The organism is Bremerella sp. JC817 (assembly GCF_040718835.1).
Taxonomy (GTDB): domain Bacteria; phylum Planctomycetota; class Planctomycetia; order Pirellulales; family Pirellulaceae; genus Bremerella.
In genome coordinates, this window is record NZ_JBFEFG010000073.1 from 1 (window position 1) to 399 (window position 399).

Genomic DNA, 399 nt, shown 5'->3' on the forward strand with positions numbered 1-399 from the left:
CCCGGAAGCCATACGCCCGCAGCAGCTTGGACCACTCCTCGGGCGAGCCCTTCCCCTCGCCCAGCCCCTTGGGACGCCCGCCCGGCCAACTCCGAAAGTCGCAGACACCGTTGTCGAGGTAGACCAGCAGCGTCCGGTCGGGATGCCGTGCCGCCCAGGCCATGCAGTAGAGCGCCCCCCGGCTCAGTCCGATCAGGGCCGGCTTCGGCGAGAATCCGTGATCTCGGACCAGCATCTCGTAGAACGTCTCCCAGTGGTCCATGGCCCGGGGCGAGCCGAACTGGTCGGGCACGGCGAGGTAGGCAAGATGCCATCCCCTCCGGAGCAGTTCGAGGTCGGCGTTGGGGAACGCCGGCAGAAACGACCCGGTCACTTCGGGCCCACCCACTTCCAGGTGCA

General features: G+C 68.4%; 1 protein-coding gene. It reads right to left on the reverse strand.

What is annotated here, in order from left to right:
- Window positions 1-399: alpha/beta hydrolase (locus AB1L30_RS00335; RefSeq protein ID WP_367011367.1), on the reverse strand; the 399-nt coding region annotated here is incomplete at both ends.